Source organism: Allobosea sp. LC85, from assembly GCF_000735605.1.
Classification (GTDB): domain Bacteria; phylum Pseudomonadota; class Alphaproteobacteria; order Rhizobiales; family Beijerinckiaceae; genus Allobosea.
This window is the reverse complement of the sequence record NZ_JPKG01000044.1, coordinates 1-18,255: the sequence shown is the minus strand read 5'-3', so window position 1 is coordinate 18,255 and position 18,255 is coordinate 1. Positions and strand designations below refer to the sequence as shown.

Below are 18,255 nucleotides of genomic sequence, written 5' to 3'. Positions count from 1 at the left end.
AGCCGGCTGCGTGGGCTTACGTCGTCGTGGTCGCGCTCTGTCCCGGCCGCCAGACCAGCAGGCGCTTCTCGACGAGGGTGACGAGGGAATCGATCACGATGACGAAGAGCGCCAGGATCAGCATGCCCGAGAACACGCCGGTGACATCGAAGACGCTCTCGGCTTCGTGGATCTTGTAGCCGAGGCCGGCCGACGAGCCGAGATACTCGCCGACGACCGCACCGACCAGCGCAAAGCCGACAGACGTGTGCAGCGAGGAGAACATCCAGGTCAGGGCTGACGGCCAGTAGACATGGCGGAAGAGCTGGCGTTCGTTCATGCCGAGCATGCGGGCATTGGCGAGCACCGTCGGCGAGACCTCGCGGACGCCCTGGTAAACATTGAAGAAGACGATGAAGAAGACCAGCGTGAAGCCGAGTGCCACCTTCGACCAGATGCCGAGGCCGAACCAGAGCGCGAAGATCGGCGCCAGCACCACGCGCGGCAGTGCATTGGCCGCCTTGATATAGGGGTCGAACACCGCCGCCATCAGTTGCCGGCGAGCGAAGGTGAAGCCGAAGAAGATGCCAGCCGCCGAGCCAATGACGAAGGCGAGTACGGTCTCGGTCAGCGTGATGCCGAGATGGAAATAGATGTCGCCGCCAGTGAGTTGGGTCCAGGTTCGACCGAGAACCTGCAGCGGCGTCGAGAAGAAGAACTGGATCGTCTTGGTCTCGCCAAGCAGCGGGTAGACGGTGAAGACATGCCAGATCAGCAGGAACACGACGGCGACGAGGATCTGCAGCGCAAGGAGCGTCAGGCGATTCACGAGGCGTCTCCCTGCATCAGTTCCTTGCCCTCGCCCATGGCATAAGCCTTCTGCACCTCGACGCGCAGCGACGACCAGATGTCGCGATGGATCTCGTGGAAGGCCTTTTCCAGCCTGATCTCGGCGATGTCGCGCGGGCGCGGCAGGGTGACCCTGTAATCGGCAACGATTCCGGCCGCTGGCCCCGCCGACATAACCACCACGCGGTCGGAGAGCGCGATCGCCTCCTCGAGATCATGTGTGACGAAGATCAGCGCCTTTCGATCCTTCGACCAGAGATCCAGCAGCAGATTCCCCATGATCTGCCGCGTCTGCGCATCGAGCGGCCCGAAGGGCTCGTCCATCAGCAGAATCTCGGGGTTTCGGATCAGCATCTGCGCGAGGCTGACGCGTTTGCGCTGGCCGCCCGAGAGCATGTGCGGATAGCGATCGACGAAGGCCCGCAGGCCGACGCGGCCAAGCCAGTCGCGGGCGCGGGCATTTGCCTCCGCAGCCGGCACGCCCATCGGTTCGAGAGCCACGGCGACATTCTGCAGCGCCGTCTTCCACGGCATCAGCGCATCCTGCTGGAAGAGATAGCCCGCGCGCACATTCAGCCCCGAGAGCGGCTTGCCGAATATCCCGACCTTGCCGGCGGATGGGGTCAGCAGCCCGGCCGCAGCATTGAGCAAGGTCGACTTTCCACAGCCGGTCGGCCCCACGACCGAGACGAACTCGCCGGCCGAGACGGTGAGATTGATGCCGGTCACCGCCTTGTAGCGATTCCCACCTGCAAGCTGGAAAGTGATGTCGATGCCGCTGAGACTGACGGCTGGCGCAGCATCCACAAGGGGCGCGCCAGCAGGGCCCGCATCAGCGTGCAGGCGGTCTTGAAGCTCCATAAAGCGTTCCCCGACGGCCTGCTACGCTAGCGCGCTGGCCGAATATCGCGTTCGTTTGGCGAAACTCTAGGGGATCGCCTCCGGAAGGCAACCCAACCTTGGTCTTGGCTGGCATATTCGCCGCAGAGGGCGGCAGTTGCATATGCTCCCGGGGACAGCGATAAGCCAGCGCCCTCGCCTGAAAGATCTCGGCCCTCATGCTGCAACTCGAAAGCCTGATGCAGGGACTCGTCGAGTTCATGCGCACCAACCAGCAATGGGCGATCCCGATCGTCTTTCTGGTGGCCTTCGCCGAATGTGTCGCAGTGCTGTCCTGGCTCGTGCCCGCCACCGTGTTCTTCACGGCCTTCGGAGCGGCGGCGGGAGCTTCCGGTCTCGATCTGGTTCCGCTGGCTTTCGCGGCCTCGCTCGGCGCAGGTTGCGGTTTCTGGATCTCCTATTGGGCCGGCCTCGTGCTCGGCCCGCGCATCGGAGAAACCTGGCCGCTCAACAAGAACCCGGAGCTGCTTGAGAAGGGACATGCCTTCTTCGAAAAATGGGGCATCTTCAGCATTCTCATCGGCCACTTCTTCGGCCCGCTACGCGCGGTCATCGCCATTGTCGCCGGCATCGTGAAAATGCCGTTCCTGCCATTCCAGCTCGCGAACTGGGCCGCGTCCTTCGCCTGGGGCTTTGGCCTGCTCTATGGCGCCGGACGGCTGGCCGAGTTCGTGACGCGCTGATCCCGAAAGCCGTCCGAACACTGAACGCGACATTCAGCACGGGTTCAGGCCGGAAGGCGCGAATTGAGGGCGTCGCGTCGCGGTATCGCCACTCACCAGTGCGAACCTGGCGCGGCACGCCGGATGGCTCCAAGCCGCCGGCGTTGTCGAGGCGGGCGACCCGGCGCCCGTCCGATGCTACGCTCCCGGGACAGGACTATGGAGTCCAACCATGAGCCTTTCGCGCATCATCTCGCCGATCGTCGCCCTCGCGCTGACCGCCGGCTACGCCTTCGCACAACAGCCAGCCACACAGCCGAGCGCCCCCGCACGTGCCCCGGCCCCCGTTGCGACGCCAGCCGCGCCCGCCGCTGGCACAGCCGCCAAGCCTGCGCAGCCTGCAGCCGCACAGGTCAAGAAGATCAACGTCAACACGGCAACCGCTGCTGAACTCGACACCCTCAAGGGTATCGGCGAAGCACGCTCCAAGAAGATCATCGAGGAACGGGCCAAAGCGAAATTCAAGGACTTCAACGATCTCGTGAAGCGCAATGTCCTGCCCGCGAATGTCGAATCCGACATCAAGGACAAGATCACCTTCTGAACACGGCTGTCCCCGCAGAGATAAGGGCTTCCGGCGTTCTGCGCCGGAGGCCTTTCTGCTTTTTGATGGCACCGCGTTCTTCGCCAGACCCTGGCGGCCTGGCGCAGGCCTGTCAGTATCCGAAAAGCCCGAACACAGCGGCGAATACAATCACGAGCGACACTGCGAGCAAGGCTCGCGAGCAGACAGGACTATCGATCACATTGGTCAGATTCACCGTCCTCATGGGCCGCCTCCACGTACGACTGCCCTTACGAACGCATCGGACTCGAACCGGTTCCACGCCCGGAAAGGCGAGAGGGCGGACACATTACTGCATCCGCCCTCTCGGAATCAACGATTTGTTAGCCCTGTCAGCTGCTTGGCGAGCGAAATTGCATCGGCTCGCCAAGGCCGCGGATCAGGGCCTGAAGCCGATCAGTTCTTGGTCTTGTCGACCAGCGCCTTGGCCTTGATCCAGGGCATCATGTCGCGCAGCTTGGCGCCGACTTCCTCGATCGGATGCGCGGCCATGCGGGCACGGGTCGCCTTGAACGAGGTCTGGTTGACCTTGTTCTCGAGCATCCAGTCGCGGGTGAACTTGCCCGACTGGATATCGGTCAGCACGCGCTTCATCTCGGCCTTGGTCTCGGCGGTGATGATCCGCGGGCCGGTGACATATTCGCCGAACTCGGCCGTGTTCGAGATCGAGTAGTTCATGTTGGCGATGCCGCCCTCGTAGATAAGGTCGACGATCAGCTTCACTTCATGCAGGCACTCGAAATAGGCCATCTCAGGCGCATAGCCGGCCTCGGTCAGGGTCTCGTAGCCGGCCTTGATCAGCTCGACCAGACCGCCGCAGAGCACGACCTGCTCGCCGAAGAGATCGGTCTCGCACTCTTCCTTGAAGGTGGTCTCGATGATGCCGGCGCGACCGCCGCCATTAGCCGAGGCGTAGGACAGACCGAGATCATGAGCGTTGCCGGTGGCGTCCTGATGGATCGCGATCAGGGTCGGCACGCCGCCGCCGCGCTGATACTCCGAGCGCACGGTGTGGCCGGGGCCCTTCGGCGCGACCATCAGCACGTCGAGGTCCTTGCGCGGCTCGATCAGGTTGAAATGCACGTTGAGGCCATGCGCGAAGAGCAGCGCCGCGCCTTCCTTCATGTTGCCGTGCAGCTCGTCGCGATAGATGTCACCCTGCAGCTCGTCAGGGGTCAGCATCATCATGATGTCAGCGGTCTTGGCCGCCTCGGCCGGGGTCATGACCTTGAAGCCGGCTTCCTCGGCTTTCTTGCGGGTGGCCGAACCGGCCTTCAGGGCGATGATGACGTCCTTCACGCCGGAATCGCGCAGGTTGAGCGCATGCGCATGGCCCTGCGAGCCGTAGCCGACGATGCAGACCTTCTTGCCCTTGATCAGATTGATGTCCGCATCGCGGTCGTAATAAACGCGCATAGGTTGCTCCTTGGTCTCGCGTTAGGGTTTTTCTTTGCCCGGCGCGGCTTCAACCGCGCCGTACAGAGTGAGGAATTGATCGGTGGCGCGCGCTGCATCGCGCTCGTTCTCCGCCGGGCTCAGCACCAGCGCATCACCCAGCAGCAGCCTGATCTGCACATCGCGCCCGACGAGGCCGAGGAACGTGCGAAAGGCCGTCTCGGTGTCGTCAAAAGCCAGGAGGCCAGCCTCGCGGCCTGCGTCGATAACCGGTTTCAGGCGCTCGCCGATGGCGACACGTCCGTTTGCCAGCACGATCCCACCGAGATTGCCGGCTTTCGATCCGGCCTGGCTGATGGCAATCCGGTTCAGCGCAATCGAGGTGTCGCTGGTGATCACATTGAGCCAGTTCGCGGCGAAACGCGTCAGGCTATCGCGCAGCGTCAGGGCATCGAGCTTCTGGCGATCATAGTTGCCGGCGCGCACTTTCGAGGCCTGCCACTGTACAGTCGCCGTCAGCAGGCCGTCACGATCACCGAACCACTTGTAGAGGGTTTCCTTCGAGCAGCTCGCACGCCGGGCGACGGCCGTCATCGTCAGGTGATCGCCCTTCTCGACCATCAGGCCAAGGACAGCATCGAGCACGGCCTGTTGCCGGGCCGTCAGTCCTTCGCTCGCTGTGTCGGAAATGGCGCCCAAGGATCAGTACCGTACGTTACGGTTCGGTCTCTACAGGAAGGCTTTTCCGAGCGCAAGGGCCAGCGCGCGAAGATCCTCGCACGGGGCTGAGCCGGGTTCCACTTCGGCGCGAAATCGGTCAACCTGCGCCGCGACCTGCCGGTCCGCTGGCACAATTGCGGTTCACAGCCAACGCGTTATGCGATCTGGGAGATACGATATGAGCTTGCCTACGGCTGCCGAGACCGTCGCCTTCTGGCGACAAGCCGGGCCGGATAAATGGTTCGCCAAGGACGACGCCTTCGACGACGAGATCCGCGGTCGCTTTCTTGAGGCCCAGCGCGCCGCAGCGGCAGGCGGGCTCAGTGCCTGGGAAGAGACCCCCGAAGGCGCCTATGCGCTGCTCATCCTGCTGGACCAGTTTCCGCGCAACCTCTACCGCGGCTCGCCCGAAGCCTTCGCCAGCGACGATCTCGCTGTCGAGGTCGCCGAGCGCGCCATCGCCCGCGGCTTCGACCAGCACTTCACCAACCCGGAGCGGCGTTTCTTCTACATGCCCTTCATGCATTCCGAAGAGCTGGACCATCAGGAACGCTGCATCGAACTGAGCCGCGCCTCGGGCGATGAGGACAGCACCAAATATGCGATCATTCACCGCGACATCATCCGCGACTTCGGCCGCTTCCCGCATCGCAACGCTGTTCTCGGCCGCGACACGACGACCGAAGAGCGCGCGTTCCTTGATACAGGCGGCTTCAGCGGCTGAGGCTGGCGCGGGACACCCGAGCATCGGACCGAAAAGTGGAATCCACTTTTCGGAGAAATCCGATGCAAACACAGAAGTGAGATCAACGGACCGGAGACGATATCCGGTCCGTTGATCTAAACTCCTCCCGCCTGCTGACTGGCGATGCGCTGCAGGAAGATCGCCGCAACCGTCAGTACGAAGCCGGCCCACCACAGCGGCGAGCGCAGGCTCTTGCCGCTGCCTGGTGCTTCCGCCGGCGCCTTGCCATTGAGCCGCTGGATGATCGGCCAGGCGAAGCAGCCGAATCCGGCCGCCCCGAGCGCAAGCGCCACCATGTTGAGCGAAGCCGCGTCCATTGCCTTCGATCACATCGCCTCGGGGCCACGGCTCATCGCCGCGATGCCCGTGCGCGAGACCTCGGTGAGCCCGACCACGGTCATCAGCTTGATGAACCGCTCGATCTCCTCGGTCGAGCCCGTGAGTTCGAAGACGAAGGAGGTCAGGGACGCATCGAGTGTCCGTGCCCCGAACGCCGCCGCAAGCCGCATTGCCTCGACGCGATGGTCGCCCTTGCCGACGACCTTGACCAAGGCGAGTTCGCGCTCCAGCGCCTCGCCCTGAAGCGTCAGATCGACGACCCGGTGCACCGGCACCAGCCGGTCGAGATGCGCCTTGATCTGCTCGATGACGTTGGCGGTACCCGAGGTGACCACGGTGATGCGCGAGATGTGCTTCTCGTGCTCGGTTTCGGAGACGGTGAGGCTCTCGATATTGTAGCCGCGACCCGAGAACAGCCCGGCGATGCGGGCGAGAACGCCCGGTTCATTGTCGACGATCACCGCCAGCGTGTGGCGGGCGATCGGCTGGATCTTGGGAGCGTTCGGATAATGCGTGGCTGACGTCGGCATCGGACACCTGCAGGAGCTGAAGCGGAATTCGGAACTAAAGCATCGGCCCGAAAAGTGGATTGCGGTTTTCGGGAAAGCCGATGCAAACACAGGAGGTTAGATCATCGGACCGGATGCGATATCCGGTCCGATGATCTAGACGTGACGGAGATTGGCGGTGGCGGGCTCGTCGACTTCGTCCTGGGCTACGATCCAGGGTTCGGCGAGGGCAGCCTTCAGCCAGTCGCGATAGGAGGGATGGGCGAGTACCGCGGCCATATAGGCGGCACTGACCGGATCGACCGGGATCGCATAGGTATCGAGCCGGGTGACGACCGGCGCGTACATGGCGTCGGCTGCGGAGAAGGCGCCATAGAGGAACGGCCCTCCCCCCGCCTCGCCGAAGCGGGAGCGAGCCTCGCCCCAGAGCGCGGTGATCCGTGCGACATCCCTGGCAACCTCGGCCCCACGATCGCGTGCAGCAAAGCGCTTGCCGAGATTCATCGGACAGGCCCGGCGCAAGGCAAAGAACCCGGCATGCATCTCGCTCGATATGGCACGGGCATGGGCTCGTGCTGCGCGCTCCCTCGGCCAGATCCCGAGATCGGAATGCCGATCATGCAGGTATTCCATGATCGCGAGTGTCTCCCACGCCGCGATATCCCCGTCCACCAGCGTCGGCACGGTGCCGCCGCTGCCCGGAGCCTCTGCGAAGATCGCCTCCTTGAAGCCGGGCTCGTCGAGCAGGACGAGCTTCTCATCGAACGCAATGCCCTTGGCGCTGAGCAGGAGCCAGGCCCGCAGCGACCAGGACGAATAGCACTTGTTTCCGATCAGGAGCTTCATGCCGCCTGGCTCGCCGTTTCCAGGCCGAAATCGAGCGCGGCTTCGACATGCAGCGCCGTCGTGTCGAAGACCGGGATGTCGAAATCCGCCTGCGAGACCAGGAGGGTGATCTCGGTGCACCCAAGGATCACGCCGTCCGCGCCCTGCCTTACGGCTGCTGCGACGATATCGAGATAGCGTGCCTTCGAGGCAGGCTCGATCCGGCCACGGCAGATCTCCTCGTAGATGATGCGATGGACATCGTCGCGCTGTTCCGCATCGGGGACCATGGCCTCGACGCCGAACGCGGCAAGACGCTCGCGATAGAAGGCCTGTTCCATCGTGAAGCGCGTCGCCAGCAAGAGCGGTCGCCGCGACGGGCTCTTGCGGATCGCCGTCGCGGTCACGTCCGCAAGATGCAGGAAGGGCACGCGTGTCGCGGCCGTGATCCGGTCCGCGAGCTTGTGCATCGTGTTGGTGCAGAGCAGGATGCAGTTTACGCCCGCCCGCTCCAGCCGGATGGCGCTGTCGGCCAGAAGATGCCCGGCCGCAGCCCAATCCCCGCTTGCCTGCATCTCGGCGATCGGCGCGAAATCAAGCGAATGCAGCAGCACATCGGCCGAGTGCAGCCCGCCCCGAAGCGTGCGCACCCGCTCATTGAGCAGCCGGTAGTAAACCGCCGTCGATTCCCAGCTCATGCCGCCGATCAAGCCGATCGTGCTCATGCCCGCATCTCCTCGCCTGCTTGCTGATCGTCAGACAAGCTGCTTGCCCTTGGCGTCGATGATATCGCCTGTATTTCCCTCGAAATCGGGCAGGATCATCTCGTTATGGGCCTTGCCCGACGGGATCATCGGGAAGCAGTTCTCTTCCTTCGCCACGAGGCAATCGAAGATCACCGGCTTCGGCGTATCGATCATCTCGCGGATCGCGTCATCGAGCTGTTCCGGATCCGAGCAGCGGATGCCGTGGCCGCCATAGGCTTCGGCGAGCTTCACGAAATCGGGCAAGGAAGCCGAATAGCTCTCCGAATAGCGCCCGCCATGCAGCAGTTCCTGCCACTGTCGAACCATGCCCATGTATTCGTTGTTCAGGATGAAGATCTTGACCGGCAGCCGGTGCTGCACCGCCGTCGACATCTCCTGCATGTTCATCAGGATCGAGGCTTCGCCGGCGATGTCGACGACAAGCGCCTTCGGATGGGCCATCTGCACGCCGATTGCCGCCGGCAGGCCGTAGCCCATGGTGCCGAGCCCGCCCGAGGTCATCCAGCGGTTCGGCTCCTGGAAGCGGAAGTACTGCGCCGCCCACATCTGGTGCTGGCCGACTTCGGTGGTGATGTAGGTGTCCCGGTCCTTGGTCAGCTCATAGAGCCGCTCGATCGCGTATTGCGGCTTGATGACCGCGCCGGACTGCTTGTAGCCGAGGCTGTTGCGCGCACGCCAGCCGCTGATCTGCTCCCACCAGCCCTTCAAGGCCTCCTTGTCGACCTGGGGGCTGGTCTCACGCCAGATGCGGACCATGTCTTCCAGCACATGCGCGCAATCACCCACGATGCCGATGTCGATCTTGACGTTCTTGTTGATCGAGGACGGGTCGATATCGACATGGATCTTCTTCGAGCGCGGCGAAAAAGCGTCGAGCCGACCGGTGATGCGGTCGTCGAAGCGCGCACCGATATTGATCATGACGTCGCAGTCATGCATCGCAAGATTGGCTTCGTAGGTGCCGTGCATGCCCAGCATGCCGAGCCACTGTTTGTCGGCCGCCGGGAAGGCACCCAGGCCCATCAGCGTCGAGGTGACGGGATAGCCGGTCAGCCGCGCCAGTTCGCGCAGCAGCGCCGAGGCGTGCGTGCCGGAATTGATGACGCCGCCGCCGGTGTAGAAGATCGGCCGCTTGGCCTTGGCCATCAACTCGACCGCAGCCTTGATCTTGTTCAGGTCACCCTTGACCGTCGGACGATAGGTCTTGTGCTGGTTGTCGCGCGGGCGGGTATACTCGCCCTTTGCGAACTGGATGTCCTTCGGGATATCGACGACGACGGGCCCGGGACGGCCGTTGGCGGCGACATAGAAGGCCTCATGCAGGATGCGCGGCAGGTCCGCGATGCTCTTCACGAGATAATTGTGCTTGGTGCAGGAGCGCGTGATGCCGACCGTGTCGCATTCCTGGAAGGCGTCGGAGCCGATCAGATGCGTCGGGACCTGCCCGGTGATGACGACAACCGGGATCGAGTCGAGCAGCGCGTCGGTCAGTCCGGTGACGGCATTGGTCGCGCCGGGACCGGAGGTCACCAGAACACAGCCAACCTTGCCCGAGGAGCGCGCATAGCCCTCCGCCGAATGGACGGCACCCTGCTCGTGCCGAACCAGAATGTGCTTGACCTTGTCCTGGAGGAAGAGCGCGTCATAGATCGGCAGCACGGCGCCGCCGGGGTAGCCGAACAGATGTTCGACGCCTTGATCCTGAAGCGCGCGGACGACCATTTCCGCGCCGGTCATCATCTCGCTCATGTCGTTCTCCTCGGGGGTCTTCGGGTCAGTTCAGGGAAAATCGGGCAATAAAAAAGGCCCGCGGAGGGGCCTGGGCGTGCGCTGGCGTCAGGGGCCAAGCGGTTTGTTCAACCGCCCCCTACCAGCGCACCCGTACGATAATAAGCTTGCGCATCGCGCCCGACACCCTTTGCGATAATTGCGGCACGCTAGACGACCGGTTTGGCAGGGTCAAGCCGCAAAAGCTCAATGGCCGCCGGTTCCGAAAATCCCATGACGAAAGGGAACACTTTTTCAAGAACGACCTTGCTAAGGTCCTTGCGCGCGAAACGGGGCCGCCATGTATCAGGAAGTGCACACCCAGAACATTGTCGAACGCGCCCATGCGCCGGAAGTAGCCGAACTTCTGCAACGCTTTGCCCTGCACGCCCCTGGCAAAGGCGGCGTCCCTTACGAGGCACTGCTCCAGGACCTGATGCCCCGCTTCGGCGACGACCTCATGGTCTGCGTCCCCATCGGAGACGGCGATTATTGCTATGAGCATTTCGGCCGCGAGATCACGCGCTATGTCGGCGGCAGCAGGCAGGGCGAACGCATCTCGCAAATGACCCCTCAGGTCGCCCGGTTCACGATCCAATGCTATGATCAGGCCCTGGCGGACGGCAAGCCGATGTACACCGTGCATCGTTCGCTCAAGACCGTCCGGGTCTGCCTTTGGGAGCGCCTGGTCCTGCCGACCAGCGCCGCGAACGGTGATCGCTTCCTCGTCGTATTCAGTCGCCCGCTGCAGTTCCGCGAGGAACTGCTGACCACGGTTCTGGAAACCTCGCCAAGCGGCATTGTCGCACTGCGGGCCGTGCGCGACGATGACGGCAACATCGAGCGCACGATCATCATCACCGCCAATCGCCGCGCGGCGCTGATGGCCGGTCACCCCAACGAAAACCTGCTCGACACGGACGCACGCACGAGCCTGCCCTTCCTCTCTGACGCCATGATCTGGCGCCGCTGCCTCTATGCCATCGAGCTGCGCCGCAATGACATCTTCGAATCCAGTTTCACCGTGAATGGCCGTGAGATCTGGCTCCAGCTCGCGCTGGCTCCTCTCGGCGACGGGCTGGTGATCACGCTCACCGACATCTCCGAGCTGATGATCGCGAACCTGACACTGCAAAGCCGTGCCGCGACGCTGGCACTCGAGATCGGCCGGGAGCGCGCGACCCGGCGTGCGCTGTCTCATGAAATCGGCCAGCGCGAGGAACGCGAGCAGGAACTGCGCCGCCTTGCCGAGACAGATCCGCTGACCGCACTTCTAAACCGGCGCTCCTTCATCGAGAAGGCCAATCGCGAGATCCTCGCGTGCGAAACTGACGGTGACGATACGTCCCTGATCATTGTCGACATCGACCACTTCAAGAGCGTCAACGACACGCATGGCCATGTGGCAGGCGATGCGGTGATCAGGGCCTTCGCCGATCTTCTGCTTGGTCTGGTCAGGCCCGAGCGCGATCTGGTGGGGCGTTTCGGCGGCGAGGAGTTCGCCGTCTTCCTGCCACGCACGGGATCCACAGCCGCCATCCGCATCGCCCATCGTATCCAGGATGCGCTGGCGATGCGCGAGTTGCCGACCTCCGAGACGATGTCCCTGCGTGTCACCGCGAGCCTTGGGGTTGCGACCCTCGAGGGTGCGGAGAGCTTCGCGGAGTTCTTTGCGCGCGCCGACAGCGCCCTGTACCGCGCCAAGCACGAAGGCCGTGACTGCATCCGCTTCGCGGGGACCGACGTCGCCGAAGCCGCCTGACCTCAGGCCGTATTTTCCAGCTCGCGCAGCGCAAGGCCGAGAGCCGCCTCAGGCGCAACAGCGTGCCAGCCTGCCATCTGGTGACGGAACCATGTGACCTGGCGCTTCGCATAGGCGCGCGTGTCGGCCTGCCCCCTCGCGATGGCCTCATCAAGGCTGAGCGCCCCGTCGAGATAGGCGATCAGGCCGGGTACGCCATGCGCGCGCATGACCGGCAGCAGCGGATCGAGTCCGCGCGCCCGTAGCGCCGCAACCTCGTCGAGGGCGCCCTCCCCCATCATCTGCTCGAAGCGTCGATCGATGCGAGCACGCACCAGGTCGCGTTCGGGAGAGACGAACAGCCGGAGCAGCGCTCCCCCGTCCAGCGGGCCGGGCTTCCGGGCCCCCTGGAAACTCGCCAGCGACCGTCCGGTCGCGGCAAAGACTTCCAGCGCTCTCATGATCCGCATGCGGTCGCTCGGCCGCAGCCGCTCGGCCATGGCGGGATCGCAGCCCTGAAGTTCGATATGGAGCGCGGCTGTCTCGCGCGCCTCGGCATGGGCGCGAAAGGCCGAGCGAACAGCCTCGGGCACCGGCGGGATTTCCGAAAGGCCCTCGGTCAAGGCCTTGAAGTAGAGCCCGGTCCCACCGACCAGCACGGGAAGCGATCCATTGCGCTCCAGTTCGCCGAGGATAGCGCTGACATCTGCGACATAGCGCATTGCCGAATGGTTCACGGCGCCGTCGACATGGCCATAGAGACGGTGAGGAACCATCGCTTCCTCTTCGATCGTCGGCCGCGCAGTGATGATGCGCAGATCGGCATAGACCTGCATCGAATCCGCATTGACGACCGTCCCGCCGAAGCGGCGCGCAATCTCGATCGCCAACGCGGACTTGCCGCTCGCCGTAGGACCTGCGATGAGCACCGCCCTGTACGCCACGCTCAACCGGTCCTTCTCATGCTCGTCGCGACACTTGTTTCCGCTCACGGCCAGGCGCTGCTGAGCGACGCCCTGCTGACGCGTCTGGCCAATGCCGTATCCGGCGTAACCCGGCAATCCCGCCTTGATGGCGAGGTCGCAGCAGACCTCTTCGCGGATCGGCCGCACGCACGCAAGCTCGAAGCCGACATTCGTGCAGCGCTCGACGGAAGCGAGGTCGATGTCATCGTCCAGCCGGCTGCGACTCGCCGCAAGGCACTCTTCCTCGCCGACATGGATTCGACCATGATCGGTCAGGAATGCATCGACGAACTCGCCGCCTATGTCGGGCTCAAGGACAAGGTCGCGAGCATCACCGAACGCGCCATGCGCGGCGAGATTGCCTTCGAACCGGCGCTGTGCGAGCGCGTTGCGCTGCTGAAAGGCGTCCCGGCCTCGGTGGTGGACGAAATCATCCGCGAGCGCATCACGTTGACGCCCGGAGGCCGGCAACTGGTGCGCACCATGCGTGCCAACGGAGCCTACACGGCGCTGGTCTCGGGCGGCTTCACCGTGTTCACGGGTCCGCTCGGTGCAACCATCGGCTTCGACGAGGATCGGTCCAACACGCTCCTCGTCGCCAACGGCGTCCTGACCGGCGAAGTCGAAGCCCCGATCCTCGGCAAACAGGCCAAGCTGGACTCGCTTGTCGAACTGCGCGAGCAGCGCAGCCTTCCAAGAGCGGCGACATTGGCGGTCGGCGACGGCGCCAACGATCTCGCGATGCTCGGCGAGGCCGGGCTTGGCGTCGCCTTCAGAGCCAAACCGGCAGTTGCGGCTGCCGCAGATGCCCGGCTTGACCACGCGGATCTGACAGCTCTGCTCTATGCACAGGGCTATCGTGGCGACGAGATCATCCAGATCTAAAGCATCGGCCCGAAACGTGGATTGCGGTTTTCGGGAAAGCCGATGCAAACACAGAAAGTTGGATCATCGGACCGGATACGATTTTCGGTCCGATGATCTAAAGCATCGGACCGAAAAGTGGAATCGGTTTTCGGAAAAAATCCGATGCTCAAACAAAGAGTTAGATCGCCGCTCCTGCGTCCGAATGGACGCACGGCGATCTAATCGACGATGAACAGCTTCGCCCCCCTGGGCGCCCGCGAGCGATGCGCCTCGGCCTGATCGGCGACCTGATAGCTCATGCCGGGCCGGAGCGTGAAGGCGCGCCCGTCTTCCAGCACGGTCTCCAGCTCGCCTTCGAGGCAGAGCAGGACATGCCCCTTCGAGCACCAGTGATCCGAGACGTAGCCCGCGGAGTATTCGACCATGCGGACCCTGATCGCATTCTCCGCCGGTCCGAAGTAGCGCGTGCGCCAAATCGCCTCGCCCGCCTCGCCCGGGTGACGCTCCGGTTCCACTGAACTCCAATCGACCGTTCCGAAAGGAATCTCGCTCATCCGCATGGCACATCCGCTCCGCTGCTCGTCGCCCCTGATCGCACACCGGGCGGAGCGCAACCAATGCAAATTGATCATCGGCCTGATCACCCATCCGGAAAAACAGAAAGGGCGGCCGCGAAGGGCCGCCCTTGAACCTGTCGAAGACAGGTGGGTCAGTTTATCGTGACCGCGACGAACCGGACCTCACCCTGCCCATTCGCGACCAGAAGCAGGGCCGACTTCTTGCCCTCCTTCTTCAGCGTATCCAGGCGCTTGGTCACGTCCTCAGGCGAGTTGACCGCCTCCTGGCCAACCTCGACGATCAGCTCACCGATCGAGATGCGCTTGTCCGCGGCATTGGAATTGGGATCGACCTTGGTGATCACAACGCCCTTGGTGCCGTCCTTGATCGAGTAGCGCTTCCTGAGCTCGTCTGTCTGCTGCGAGAGTTCCAGACCGAGCGCCGTGGTCACGGCGGGCTTCGCAGGTTCGGCATTCGGCTTGGCGGCGGCCTGCTGGACCTTCTCACCATCCTCGAGACGGCCGAGCTTGACCGTCTTGACGACTTCCTTGCCCTTGCGAACCACAGTGATCGGCGCATCCTTGCCGACCGGCGTACCGGCGACGATCCGCGGCAGGTCGCGCGAATCCTTCACTTCCTTGCCGTCGAATTTGACGATGACGTCGCCAACCTCAAGGCCCGCCGGCTTGGCCGGGCCCTTGTCGTCGATGCCGGCAACGAGCGCGCCGCGCGCCGTACCGAGGCCGAGCGCCTCGGCGGTGGCGTCGTCGACGCTCTGGATGCGGACGCCGAGCCAGCCGCGGCGGGTCTCGCCGAATTCACGGAGCTGATCGACGACGTTGACCGCCAGCGACGAGGGAACCGCGAAGCCGATGCCGACGGAGCCGCCGGTCGGCGACAGGATCGCGGTGTTGATGCCGATGACCTCGCCGGCCATGTTGAACAGCGGGCCGCCGGAATTGCCCTTGTTGATGGCCGCATCGGTCTGGATATAGGTGTCGTAGGGGCCCTGCTGGATATCGCGATTGCGGGCCGAGACGATACCCGACGACACGGAGCTGCCGAGGCCGAACGGATTGCCGATCGCCATGACGGGGTCGCCGATCCGCATCTTGTCGGAATCGCCGAACTTGACGGCGTCGAGCGGCTTGTCGTGCTTCACACGCAGCACCGCGAGATCGACCTTGGTGTCCTTGCCGATGATCTCCGCCTTCAGGCGCAGTCCGCTGTTGAAGATCACCGTGATTTCGTTGGCGTCGCCGATGACGTGGTTGTTGGTGATGACGATGCCGGAGGAATCGATCACGAAGCCCGAACCCGCCGATTGCGACCGTCGCTGCTGCGGCGGCTGGCCCTGACCCTGGCCCTGCTGGCCCTGGCCGCGGCGGTTGAAGAACTCCTCGAACAGATCGCCGAAAGGTGTGTCGGGGCCGAGCTGCGGCAATTGCGGCAGGTTGCGGCCGCGTGTGTCGCTCGTCGTGACGGCCGAGATGTTGACCACCGCGGGCATCACCCGCTCGGCCAGGTCGGCGAGCGAAATCTGCCCCTGGACGAGTGGCGACGCTGCAATCGGCGGCTGGGCGACCACGGGCGCCGCCAGCAGCGGCAGCGCTGCGGCGCCGGCCACGAGTGCGGCCCGCACATGCCCGGAAGCGGAAACGATTTTCAGTGCCATCAATCAGGATCCTCGTGAAGAAGCAGGCCGATCATGCGGCCAGGATGTTGGCCTAGAGATTGAACCTCAAATTGCGGCGGAAGGGCGACACACAATCATGTCACCAGACACTCCGACCGCCGCTCCTACACCCCGATGCGCACCAGCCAGACGAGCAGAACCCCGAATACAGCTGAACCGATACCGATCAGCCGCATCCGGTCTGCTGGTGTCTCCGCAGCGCTGCGCAACGCATCCTTCGCCAGATTTGGAATCGCGGCGAACAGGATGCCTTCGATGGCGAAGACGAGGCCGAGCGCCGCGATGAAATCCAGCATACGCGACGCTCGCTATCGATCAGGGATTGGCCGCCGGGGCCGGCGTTGCAGCCGAGCTCTGGGGGCGCCCCGTAGGGTCGTTGAAGTAGCGGAAGAATGGCGAATCCGGCGAAAGCAGCATCCGCGTGTCCCCCGGCTTGATGCTCGCCTCATAGGCCTGCATCGAGCGATAGAACGTGAAGAACTCGGGATCCTTGCCGAAGGCTTCGGCGAAGACCTTGTTCCGCTCGCCCTCGCCCTCGCCTCGAACCTCGTCCGAACGGCGCTGAGCTTCGGCGACGATCACGGTCGCGTCACGCTCGGCACGAGCCCTGATCTCCTGCGCCTGCTGGGCGCCCAGCGCGCGCGCCTCGGCCGCTTCACGCTGGCGCTCGGTCTGCATGCGCTGGAACACCGCCTGCGAGTTCGCTTGCGGCAGATCGACCCGACGCAGGCGGACATCGACGACCGTCATGCCGAAGCGCGCCGCCTCGCGGTTCACATCGTCGCGGATGCGGCTCATCAGCCGCGACCGGTCGGTCCGGACCACCGAGATGAAGCTGGCATCGGCGAGGACCGCGCGAACCTGACCGTTGACGATCGAGGCAAGCTGCGAATTCGCCCGCGGAATGTTGTTGACCGCCTGGTAGAAGCGCAGCGGATCGGAGATCCGGTAGCGCGTGAAGGCGTCGACGACGAGCCGCTTCTGATCCGACGCGATGATTTCCTGTGCGGGCAGGTCGAGATCGAGGATTCGGTTGTCGAGCAGCGTCACCGTCTCGATCGGAGCCGGCCACTTCAGGTAAAGCCCCGGCTCGGTTTTCACGGCCCGGACGGCGCCAAGCTTGAGCACGATGGCCGACTGTGTCTGCGACACCACGAAAGTGAACGCGTAGAAGCCGATCGCCGCGGCAGCGAGGACGACGAGCGCACCAATGCGCAGGATGGAACCGTTCATCGGGTCGCTCCCGCCTGCGGCGCACCCGGCGCAGCGCGCCGTTGCTGGAGTTCGTTCAGCGGCAGGTAAGGCACGACACTCTGCCCGTTGCCCCTCTGGTCGAGGATGATCTTGTCGGTGCCACCGAGCACACGCTCCATCGTCTCGAGGAAGAGACGCTCGCGGGTCACGGCCGGCGCCGCCTTGTACTGCAGATAGACAGCGTTGAAGCGGCTGGCCTGGCCGCGGGCTTCCGCAACCGTTTGCTCCTTGAAGGCCTCAGCCGACTGGACCAGTTGCGCCGCACGACCACGCGATTCCGGCACGACGCGATTGGCATAGGTCTGCGCTTCGTTGCGCAGGCGCTCCTGGTCGGCGCGCGCCGCCTGAACGTCGCGGAACGCGTCGATGACCTGCTGCGGCGGATCGACCTTCTGCAGCTGGACGAGGCGGATCTGCACGCCAGCCTTGTAGCTGTCGAGCGTCTCCTGCATCAGCTGGCGCACCTCGGTCTCGATCGCAGCGCGGTCCGTCGTCAGCACGGGCTGGATGTTGCGCTGGCCAATCACCTCGCGCATCGCGCTCTCGGCCACGGCCTTCACCGTGCCCGGCGGATCCTGGATGTTGAAGACGTAGTTCTCCGGCGCGGCCGGATCGATCTGCCACTGCACGATCACGTCGATATCGACGATGTTCTCGTCGCCGGTCAGCATCAGGCTCTCTTCGCCGACATCGGTCTGGCGCGAGGTGCGCACCGATTCGATGGTGCGGAATCCGACTTCGGTCGTGATCACATTGGTGACCTGCGGCTTGATCACGCTGCCGATCGGGTAGGGCCAGTTGTAATTAAGGCCTTCGCCGGTCTTGCCGATATATTTGCCGAAGCGAAGGTTGAGGCCGACCTCGTTCGGCCGGACGATATACCAGCCCGTGAACAGCCAGATCACGATCAGCGCAAGGATGCCGAGAGCCAGACCGCGTCCGCCGAGATTGCCGCCCGGCAGCAGATCCTTCAGCCGGTCCTGACTGCGGCGCAAAATCTCTTCCAGGTCCGGTGGTGAACCACCGCCGCTGCCGCCGGGGCCCTGCCCCCATGGGCCGCCGCCGCCACCACCTCCGCGCTGGCCCCAGGGT

At 64.1% G+C, this 18,255-nt stretch carries 20 protein-coding genes; 5 read left to right on the top strand and 15 right to left on the bottom strand.

From position 1 onward, the window contains the following. Positions 1–16: 16 nt before the first annotated feature. Both FG93_RS19945 and FG93_RS19940 read right to left on the bottom strand, forming a co-directional pair. Positions 17–808 carry an ABC transporter permease gene (locus FG93_RS19945; protein ID WP_043237488.1) on the bottom strand — a complete coding sequence of 264 codons (792 nt, stop codon included), beginning with the start codon at positions 806–808 and terminating at the stop codon, positions 17–19. Next, a complete protein-coding gene (locus FG93_RS19940) occupies positions 805–1,689 on the bottom strand; it encodes an ABC transporter ATP-binding protein (protein WP_052513963.1) in 885 nt (294 codons plus the stop codon). Before FG93_RS19940 ends, FG93_RS19945 begins: the two co-directional genes overlap by 4 nt. Before the next feature lie 197 nt (positions 1,690–1,886). Between FG93_RS19940 and FG93_RS19935 the strand changes: the two genes are divergently transcribed. After that, entirely contained in the window at positions 1,887–2,411 is a 525-nt protein-coding gene (locus tag FG93_RS19935; RefSeq protein ID WP_052513962.1) for a DedA family protein, read from the top strand. A 211-nt stretch (positions 2,412–2,622) separates the two neighbouring features. Further along, a complete protein-coding gene (locus FG93_RS19930) occupies positions 2,623–2,994 on the top strand; it encodes a helix-hairpin-helix domain-containing protein (protein ID WP_043237480.1) in 372 nt (123 codons plus the stop codon). A gap of 417 nt (positions 2,995–3,411) precedes the next feature. Here FG93_RS19930 and ilvC read toward each other — a convergent pair whose 3' ends face one another. Together ilvC and FG93_RS19920 are read right to left on the bottom strand one after the other, a co-directional pair. Continuing rightward, the gene (ilvC, locus tag FG93_RS19925) at positions 3,412–4,431 is read right to left on the bottom strand and encodes a ketol-acid reductoisomerase (protein ID WP_043237478.1); all 1,020 of its coding nucleotides are present in this window, start codon (positions 4,429–4,431) and stop codon (positions 3,412–3,414) included. Positions 4,432–4,452: 21 nt separating this feature from the next. Next, positions 4,453–5,109 (bottom strand): TetR/AcrR family transcriptional regulator C-terminal domain-containing protein, encoded by a 657-nt coding sequence (locus tag FG93_RS19920; protein WP_043237476.1) that lies wholly within the window; start codon positions 5,107–5,109, stop codon positions 4,453–4,455. 199 nt (positions 5,110–5,308) lie between these two features. On the opposite strand from FG93_RS19920, the gene FG93_RS19915 reads away from it, so the two are divergent. Continuing rightward, positions 5,309–5,854 (top strand): DUF924 family protein, encoded by a 546-nt coding sequence (locus tag FG93_RS19915; protein WP_081881669.1) that lies wholly within the window; start codon positions 5,309–5,311, stop codon positions 5,852–5,854. Positions 5,855–5,970: 116 nt separating this feature from the next. Here the strand turns inward: FG93_RS19915 and FG93_RS19910 are convergent, their stop codons facing one another. The 5 genes from FG93_RS19910 to FG93_RS19890 all read right to left on the bottom strand — a co-directional run bounded on the left by FG93_RS19910 (position 5,971) and on the right by FG93_RS19890 (position 10,064). Next, positions 5,971–6,192 carry a hypothetical protein gene (locus FG93_RS19910; protein WP_043237471.1) on the bottom strand — a complete coding sequence of 74 codons (222 nt, stop codon included), beginning with the start codon at positions 6,190–6,192 and terminating at the stop codon, positions 5,971–5,973. A gap of 9 nt (positions 6,193–6,201) precedes the next feature. Next, complete coding sequence (ilvN, locus tag FG93_RS19905; RefSeq protein ID WP_043237466.1) at positions 6,202–6,744, bottom strand: acetolactate synthase small subunit; 543 nt, start codon at positions 6,742–6,744, stop codon at positions 6,202–6,204. 135 nt (positions 6,745–6,879) lie between these two features. After that, complete coding sequence (locus FG93_RS19900; RefSeq protein ID WP_043237465.1) at positions 6,880–7,569, bottom strand: glutathione S-transferase family protein; 690 nt, start codon at positions 7,567–7,569, stop codon at positions 6,880–6,882. Further along, positions 7,566–8,273 carry an aspartate/glutamate racemase family protein gene (locus tag FG93_RS19895; protein ID WP_043237461.1) on the bottom strand — a complete coding sequence of 236 codons (708 nt, stop codon included), beginning with the start codon at positions 8,271–8,273 and terminating at the stop codon, positions 7,566–7,568. The genes FG93_RS19900 and FG93_RS19895 overlap by 4 nt, the downstream gene beginning before the upstream one ends. A gap of 30 nt (positions 8,274–8,303) precedes the next feature. Beyond that, entirely contained in the window at positions 8,304–10,064 is a 1,761-nt protein-coding gene (locus tag FG93_RS19890; RefSeq protein ID WP_043237460.1) for an acetolactate synthase 3 large subunit, read from the bottom strand. 319 nt (positions 10,065–10,383) lie between these two features. Between FG93_RS19890 and FG93_RS31315 the strand changes: the two genes are divergently transcribed. Next, positions 10,384–11,844: a diguanylate cyclase gene (locus tag FG93_RS31315; protein ID WP_052513961.1), complete on the top strand. Its 1,461-nt coding sequence runs from the start codon at positions 10,384–10,386 to the stop codon at positions 11,842–11,844. A 2-nt stretch (positions 11,845–11,846) separates the two neighbouring features. On the opposite strand, the gene miaA is transcribed toward FG93_RS31315, so the two are convergent. Further along, positions 11,847–12,767 carry a tRNA (adenosine(37)-N6)-dimethylallyltransferase MiaA gene (miaA, locus tag FG93_RS19880; protein WP_052513986.1) on the bottom strand — a complete coding sequence of 307 codons (921 nt, stop codon included), beginning with the start codon at positions 12,765–12,767 and terminating at the stop codon, positions 11,847–11,849. A gap of 18 nt (positions 12,768–12,785) precedes the next feature. On the opposite strand from miaA, the gene serB reads away from it, so the two are divergent. Beyond that, a complete protein-coding gene (serB, locus tag FG93_RS19875) occupies positions 12,786–13,673 on the top strand; it encodes a phosphoserine phosphatase SerB (protein ID WP_043237458.1) in 888 nt (295 codons plus the stop codon). A 200-nt stretch (positions 13,674–13,873) separates the two neighbouring features. Here serB and FG93_RS19870 read toward each other — a convergent pair whose 3' ends face one another. The 5 genes from FG93_RS19870 to hflK all read right to left on the bottom strand — a co-directional run. Further along, a complete protein-coding gene (locus FG93_RS19870) occupies positions 13,874–14,215 on the bottom strand; it encodes a DHCW motif cupin fold protein (RefSeq protein ID WP_043237455.1) in 342 nt (113 codons plus the stop codon). Between the two features lie 149 nt (positions 14,216–14,364). Next, a complete protein-coding gene (locus FG93_RS19865; protein WP_052513960.1) occupies positions 14,365–15,888 on the bottom strand; it encodes a Do family serine endopeptidase in 1,524 nt (507 codons plus the stop codon). 125 nt (positions 15,889–16,013) lie between these two features. Next, positions 16,014–16,205, bottom strand: coding sequence for a DUF2065 domain-containing protein (locus tag FG93_RS19860; protein ID WP_043237452.1), 192 nt, complete (start codon positions 16,203–16,205; stop codon positions 16,014–16,016). Positions 16,206–16,224: 19 nt separating this feature from the next. Next, on the bottom strand, positions 16,225–17,142 hold the full coding sequence (hflC, locus tag FG93_RS19855) for a protease modulator HflC (RefSeq protein ID WP_043237449.1): 918 nt from the start codon (positions 17,140–17,142) through the stop codon (positions 16,225–16,227). Beyond that, on the bottom strand, positions 17,139–18,255 hold a 1,117-nt coding region (gene hflK, locus FG93_RS19850; RefSeq protein WP_043237446.1), incomplete at its 5' end, for an FtsH protease activity modulator HflK. The genes hflC and hflK, both read right to left, overlap by 4 nt.